This is a genomic window from Bradyrhizobium altum, assembly GCF_020889705.1.
Taxonomy (GTDB): Bacteria; Pseudomonadota; Alphaproteobacteria; order Rhizobiales; family Xanthobacteraceae; genus Bradyrhizobium; species Bradyrhizobium altum.
On sequence record NZ_JACMYP010000084.1, the window covers coordinates 24,369 to 30,682 of the forward strand.

5 protein-coding genes and 1 pseudogene are annotated in these 6,314 nt (G+C 59.2%); 4 read left to right on the top strand and 2 right to left on the bottom strand.

The features are described 5' to 3' along the window. Positions 1–4: 4 nt before the first annotated feature. The 3 genes and pseudogenes from H8B02_RS21075 to H8B02_RS21085 all read left to right on the top strand — a co-directional run. Positions 5–677 (top strand): annotated as a pseudogene (locus H8B02_RS21075) (IS110 family RNA-guided transposase); the annotation flags it as partial. Positions 678–1,091: 414 nt separating this feature from the next. Further along, positions 1,092–1,433, top strand: coding sequence for an ABC transporter permease (locus tag H8B02_RS21080; protein ID WP_229167985.1), 342 nt, complete (start codon positions 1,092–1,094; stop codon positions 1,431–1,433). A 411-nt stretch (positions 1,434–1,844) separates the two neighbouring features. Beyond that, positions 1,845–2,723 (top strand): acyl-CoA thioesterase, encoded by an 879-nt coding sequence (locus H8B02_RS21085; protein WP_229167986.1) that lies wholly within the window; start codon positions 1,845–1,847, stop codon positions 2,721–2,723. Positions 2,724–3,027: 304 nt separating this feature from the next. Here H8B02_RS21085 and H8B02_RS21090 read toward each other — a convergent pair whose 3' ends face one another. Beyond that, positions 3,028–3,936 (bottom strand): beta-keto acid cleavage family enzyme, encoded by a 909-nt coding sequence (locus H8B02_RS21090; RefSeq protein ID WP_229167987.1) that lies wholly within the window; start codon positions 3,934–3,936, stop codon positions 3,028–3,030. Between the two features lie 13 nt (positions 3,937–3,949). Beyond that, positions 3,950–4,141 (bottom strand): hypothetical protein, encoded by a 192-nt coding sequence (locus H8B02_RS21095; protein ID WP_229167988.1) that lies wholly within the window; start codon positions 4,139–4,141, stop codon positions 3,950–3,952. 1,041 nt (positions 4,142–5,182) lie between these two features. Here H8B02_RS21095 and H8B02_RS21100 point away from each other — a divergent pair. After that, positions 5,183–5,404, top strand: coding sequence for a hypothetical protein (locus H8B02_RS21100; protein WP_229167989.1), 222 nt, complete (start codon positions 5,183–5,185; stop codon positions 5,402–5,404). The last annotated feature ends 910 nt before the right edge of the window (positions 5,405–6,314 follow it).

Consider the following 6,314-nt stretch of genomic DNA (forward strand, 5'->3'; position numbering starts at 1 on the left):
GTCCATGTCGGAAGTTAGCATAATCGGGTTTGATCTGGCGAAGAATGTATTCCAAATGACGGCGCGGATGCATCAGGAACCGTGCTTTTCCGCAAGAAGCTGCGTCGGGACCAGGTGCTCAAATTTCTTGCCGCGCAGCCGACTTGCACGGTCGCCATGTAGGCCTGCGCCAGCAGCCATTACTGGGCGCGCGAGATCGGGAGGTGGGGCATGCGGTGCGACTCTTTGCGCCGGACTATGTAAAGCCTTCCGTTAAGTGGCAGATGAATGATGCCACCGATGCGGAAGCGATCTGCGATCGTTTCGTGGCGGTAAGGAGCGTAGAGCAGCAGGCGGCGGCGTTGTGTTTCGCGCCCGCGACCTCCTGGTGCGTCAGCGCACCCAAACAATCAATGCGATCCGCGGCCGTCTCGCTGAATTTGGGATGGTGGCTGCGCAAGGCTCCTCCCGTGTTGCCAAACTCGTGTCCGCGATCGACGACCATGACACCGACATTCCAGAGTTAGCCAGACCGATCCTGCGGCTGCTCGCCGAGCAGTTGCGATCACTGGACGGGAGGGGGCACTGCTCGACCGAGAGCTTGCCCGGCGTCCAAAGAGGATGTCGAAGCGAAGCGGCTGATGACAATCCCAGGAATCGGGCCGATCACGGCGACGGCGCTCGTTGCCCTGGCGCCGACGACCTAGCGCGCCGAGTGGCAGATCGAAGACCATGGCGGGGGCAAGCGCGAGGGCACTGTTTCTGGCCGCACTGGCGGACGCAGACTAGCGGCCGATGGCTCAGCGTCTAAACCGCAGAAGGCGTCCTTATTTTGCAGGATTTATCTGATTCAGGTCCGACTTTTGGCGTTTCTACTCGTGAACACCTCTTTAATGATACGACAGAACACGCGCGCTAATTGTTCTAGGGTCTGTGGAGGTATGGTGGCGGTTTTCGACCATGCTCGGTACGCTTGCTGCTGTCGGGAGCGCTCGGCTATCGCGAGCCGAGGTTCGTCGGCGTCGCGATCAGATTTTACTATGCCGTTTCGCGCTATGGCTTGGTCAACACGCACGTGGCAATCGTATCGACACAAACATGTCGTGACTAGCGTGAGCGCCAGCCTCGCCAGAATCGATCATGGGCTTGAGCACACGCCGTTGAGCATCGACGCGACGGAGGGCGGTACATTGTGGCATATAACTGCTGATCCGGCCGGGCATCCTCGACGGGCTCTGTTCGCGTTCATCACCTCGCTCGACGAGGTGGTCGCACTGTTCCTGTCTCGATCCGACGCCGTCATGTTGCCGCGACACATATGGGATGATCTGCGCTTCCAGCTTGAGCTCGCGATCGGAGCCGTGTCGACGCTCAAGATCTTCCTGACAGCGTTGCTGCTCGCCGCCACGCGCTACTTGCGCAAACGTGCCGAGCAGCTGAGGGACGAGCAGTAGTCAATCTAACAGGTGTTCGACAGGTCTCGAAAGCACCAATTCACCTGAGATGAACCGGGACCTAGTGCGAAGCTCTGAAAGCGTAGGCCTCAAGCGCAAGCCAGTCAGTAACGGAACGGATCGCCGTGAGACATGACAACAGAGTTGCGTCGCTAGGCTTGCCCCACGACCGTGTGAGGGGCGCACTGCAGCTTGCTCATTACAGGCTGCATTGCCAGCTTCACGAACACGATGCCAGCCATGCACATACGCCAGTTCAATCTATCCTCACTCAACGCGATCGCGGTTCGGTAGCAGGCCCGCCGTGAGCGGCGATTGTCGCGCGTCTCTCGATACGAGAGAGCGTCGAAGTTCGTTTTAACGTCTAATTCAGCTTGAGTCGTCATCATTTCTATCGGAGTTGCGAACGACATGATCTGGCAAGGTGATGCAGCTGCGTCGTTGAAGGACGTGGTTAACCATCTCGAGCCCGAACGCATCGCGACGGACCGCTTCCGCGGCCGCAGCCTCAATCTGAAGTGGGGCTACGTGTTCGGTGGACAGTTTTTGGCCCAGGCACTGGCGGCTGCTCAGCAGACGGTTCGCGAGGATCAAGCCGCGCATTCGGTGCACGGGTATTTCCTGCAATCGGGCGACGAGCGCATGCCAGTCACTTACCAGGTGGAGCGGATTCGCGACGGCAAGAGCTTCGCTACGCGGCGCGTGGATGCGACCCAGGATGGCCGCACGGTCTTCACCTTGAGCGCCTCCTTCCAGCGTGAAGAGGCCGGGCTCGAGCATCAAGACCTCATGCCGAAGACGTCCGGCCCCGAGGGGCTCCTGTCGCAAGCCCAGATCGGCCGCAACTACATGGATAGCAAGCCGGATGCGGTTGGCGCACAATTGTCCCTCGAACGTGCGGTCGAGATCCGTCCCGTAGATCCAACCGGCATTCCGAACCCGGAAGCACAGCCACCGTTGCTCAGCGTCTGGTATCGCGCCCTTGGCACGCTTCCGGACCGTCCGGCCCTGCACCGGGCCTTGCTCGCCTATGTTTCGGATATAAATCTGTTGGGCGCGGTTATGCGGCCACACGGTCTGACCTGGGTCACGCCGGGCATGCAGTCTGCCAGCTTGGATCACGTAATCTGGTTCCACCGGCCGTTTCGCATGGACGAGTGGCTCCTGTTCGTGATGGACAGCCCGTCGGCCAGCGGCGCCCGCGGCCTCGCTCATGGCCGGTTCTTCGCGCAGGACGGACGTCTCGTCGCCTCGGCGGTCCAGGAAGGGCTTATCCGTATTCGGACCTGAGGTCGACGCATAGATCGAGACACAAGGGAGCCAAGGCCGAGCAGGGCCCGGTCAGCCGATGCTCGGCAACTGCACTAAAGGAGACCCCCGGTATGTGATCAGCGCATCGTCTCAACCGACAAGGTCGGGCGTCGAGCGCTGACGAAGGATCCTAAGGAGATTAGCAAATTACTAGTGGTTTGTCTTCGCTGTGCCCAAAAGCGCGGGCAGCAACTGGTCGATGGTCCCATCGCCGGCGAGCGGCGAAATGCCCTAGTCGGAGATGTCCCCCGACCAGGGCGCAATTTCGATCGACGCATCGCTGCTATCCGCGTTTCACAACGCCAAGAATCTTCCGGGCCTCGGCTGGTGTAGCGACGCTAGCGCCCATGCGCTCAATGATTCCAACTGCATTCTCGACGAGCTGGGCGTTAGATGCCAGCACGCCTCGTCGAAGATAAATATTGTCCTCCAATCCAACTCGGACATGCCCACCCAATGCCACCAGCTGTGCGACAACAGGCATTTCGTCGGCACTGCAGCCGAATCCACCCCAGATGCCCCCTGTGGGCAAAATCTCTCGCATCGCCTGCATGACAATAGGCACGGCGGGGGCGCCATAGCCGGTGCTGAGGCAAAATTGAAAGAGCGGGGGGCTATCAATTTTGCCTTCCGATATTAGCTTCTTGGCGTTTTCAATGTGGCCTAGCTCGAAACATTCGAGCTCGGGCTTGACGCCGGCTTCTCGCATAAGGGTCGCCATCTCTCGCAAATCGGACATGCGTGCAACATACAGGCTCTCCCCGAACGTCATCGTGCCGCAATCCAGAGTAGCAAGCTCTGGCTGAAGTTTGATTGCGTGAATACAGCGCCCCGTGGGATTCTTGAGTGTGGTCGCTTTGGCGATACCTATGGGATCAAGAGAATCAAGCGTCAGAGTTCCGTCCATTCCGCATGTCAAGTTGAGGATGACATCGGTGGCCGCGTCCCGAAGCTTCTTGACAACCTGCTCGTATAGCTCAAACTGGTTCGACGCGGCTCCGGTTTCTGGATCGCGGACGTGAATGTGGACGACCGCTGCTCCTGATTTTGCAGCTTCCAGGGCCGCCTCTGCAATCTGAGACGGCGTCTTGGGGATGCTTGGATGCTTCGCAAGGACAGCGGAGCCCCCACCGGTGACTGCGCATGTGACGATCACTTTTCGAGACATTAAGAACTCCTTTGTAAATACCATGTGGGTCACCCCCCTAGCTGGGGTTGAACAAATAGCGCTTCGCGCGGTGTGCTTGCCACTTTGTCCGCCCTGCGCTTTCCGGAGCAGATCGGGCTCGCCTGAAGCTGTGCTTCGCCGCCGCCTGGGCGCCGTCGCGATCGTCAATCATCCGCTGATGGAGAATGTAGCGCTTGGCGTCGCGCTCGAGGATGAGCATCGCGATCATCAGGGTGCCACCGGCACGAATGTCGCGGACGTCGCCGATGTGGATATCGCCCGTGAATATCTATTGCCTTGCTCGAGATAGGACGGACCCAGTCCGAAGTCTCGGCAGGCGAGGTTATCGGTATCGCAAAGCACGTCGAGATGCGGCACGACATTCCTAGGCCAGTTCCTATCTGGCCAAGAGGTCTGACAGTAAGGTCTGATGTAGCCGCACTCTGCGAGCGGGGCCTCGGCCGCGTAGCGCTCACGGTCGACGATCTCAAGAGAACTCATGCTCAGCAATGCCATTCAGGCGCTCAAACAATGGCCTAAGATCAATTCACGTTAGTCGCGTTTTGGAGACGGATTTCGTCGATTTTGGCGGTATTCTTGCCGGAATTGTGTGTCCAATTGACGAGTTGCAACGAGACGGTGCACACGCCGCAATAGCAGGCCGCCGGACGGCGGCAACCTTTTCTGTCGAGCGCCACATGACGCCGCCGATTGGGTCGCTGTCCTCCGGCCGGCGTTAAAGCCATTTCTGTCGCGACATCACCCCGAGAGCCGCATGCGCCGATCCTGCCAGCTTTCCAACCCGCGCAATGCGTTGGAAGCCAAAGCGGAGCAGTTAAAGCGCGGACGAGCGATGTTGAAAAGCGACAGACGGAGCGCACTGCGGTACGGCTGAGGGACGCGCCCGACGACTAGGCGCGTCCAAGTTATATTCTGAGGGATTTCACTTTCGTCGGCGGCAATGACGATGGATTGCGCTTCCCGTCCAAGAAAATTGCAGAAATCGATATTTCTGGGTCGGTATAGTCACTCAACATGGGCGCGTGTGAACTTCGGCTGCGCCCCAATTGCCGGGGGCCGTGGTGATTAGGGAGGTTAGGCGGATGGCTGCATTCGCAAGTTCCTGGAACCTGCCTGCCGAGATCGCGAATCCTGACTGCGCTTTGGCGTGCCGTAATTCCGATCATCAACCACGTTCACAACGCGCGCCTGACGCATGGCCAAGCATTCAGGTAAGCCGGCTGGGTCTCACCAACGAAGAGCAAGTGGCATGACTGACAAAGCGCGCGACCCTTGTGGTGTGGGCGAAGCCGATATCCAGCGCCTTCTCGAGATCAGTCCGTTCCAGCACGATCCGGCGGCGATGCTAGCCTACCTTAAGGGGCTGGCGATGGCGGCAGGGTGTGCGCTGATGCGGCACAAATTTGGCTACGGGCTCTCTGCGCGTCACGTGCAGAGAGGAGCGAGTGTGACTGCTTCAAAAGATGGCTAATCATTGGGGGTCTATGGCTGGCGCCGAAACTCTCCTGGGCGGCTGCCCATGGAAAAGCGGGCAAAGACCTTGGATAGACACGCGCCCAAGCAGACGCTGTGCATTGCTACGATCTATGAGAACGAAGCCGGATTGCTGGAGCGCATCACGGATCTCATCACCGCTCATCACCGCCGATGGTTCGGGCTAAGAGCCGCGCGATGACGTTCAGCAATTCGGATTCGCGCACGGATTCCAGAGTAGAATCGCTCGTCGGTGCGTTCCCCCAACAGCGAGTCGCGTGTCCCAACAGGTCTGACACAGCTTCGGCAGCGGCTCCGCCGGATGAATTCGTGAAGGACCTAGACTTAACGCTTCTGGTGCTGCCGTTGCGGACACAAGGGTGCCGATATCAATGACGCGGCGCCCCTGGGTATTTCAGTCGAGGCTGTAGTTTGGGCGAGCCTCCCGGCGGCGATCAGTATAACGTGTGCTTCGCGCACACAACAAGTAAGCTCAGGTTCGAGGAAATCTCCCGGCCGAGATAAACCAGGGTGCTGTCAGCGCCACTCCGCCGGCGCCCTACCTAGTGCCCTGCCGCCTCCAATCGTGCGCGCCGCGCTACAAGACGCTCGATGTCACAGCGCTTGCCCGATGTGAGGCGCGTCGCCAGCCCTCGGAGCATATCTCAATCACGACCTGAGCATTGGAACGACTTCGCGTCCATCGATCTAACCGCACCGAGGGTGTCACCCAGCTAACCGCCGCCTTCCGTTTGCCCGACACGGCTGACATAAAGCTTCGAATTTGCTCGATTTGATGCAGGATTTCGGCAGCCCGAGATGCCACATTCATGGAATTCGGCTCTAGCAGCCCGATAATACTCCCTTCAGAGAGAGAACCTTCGTGCAGTCAAAACGAAGGTGGGGGG

Bases quoted from the DNA above. Each gene is read 5' to 3' on its own strand.
- H8B02_RS21090 (WP_229167987.1), bottom strand. From the start codon at position 3,936: ATGGTATTTACAAAGGAGTTCTTAATGTCTCGAAAAGTGATCGTCACA.
- H8B02_RS21085 (WP_229167986.1), top strand. From the start codon at position 1,845: ATGATCTGGCAAGGTGATGCAGCTGCGTCGTTGAAGGACGTGGTTAAC.
- H8B02_RS21095 (WP_229167988.1), bottom strand. From the start codon at position 4,141: ATGATCGCGATGCTCATCCTCGAGCGCGACGCCAAGCGCTACATTCTC.
- H8B02_RS21100 (WP_229167989.1), top strand. From the start codon at position 5,183: ATGACTGACAAAGCGCGCGACCCTTGTGGTGTGGGCGAAGCCGATATC.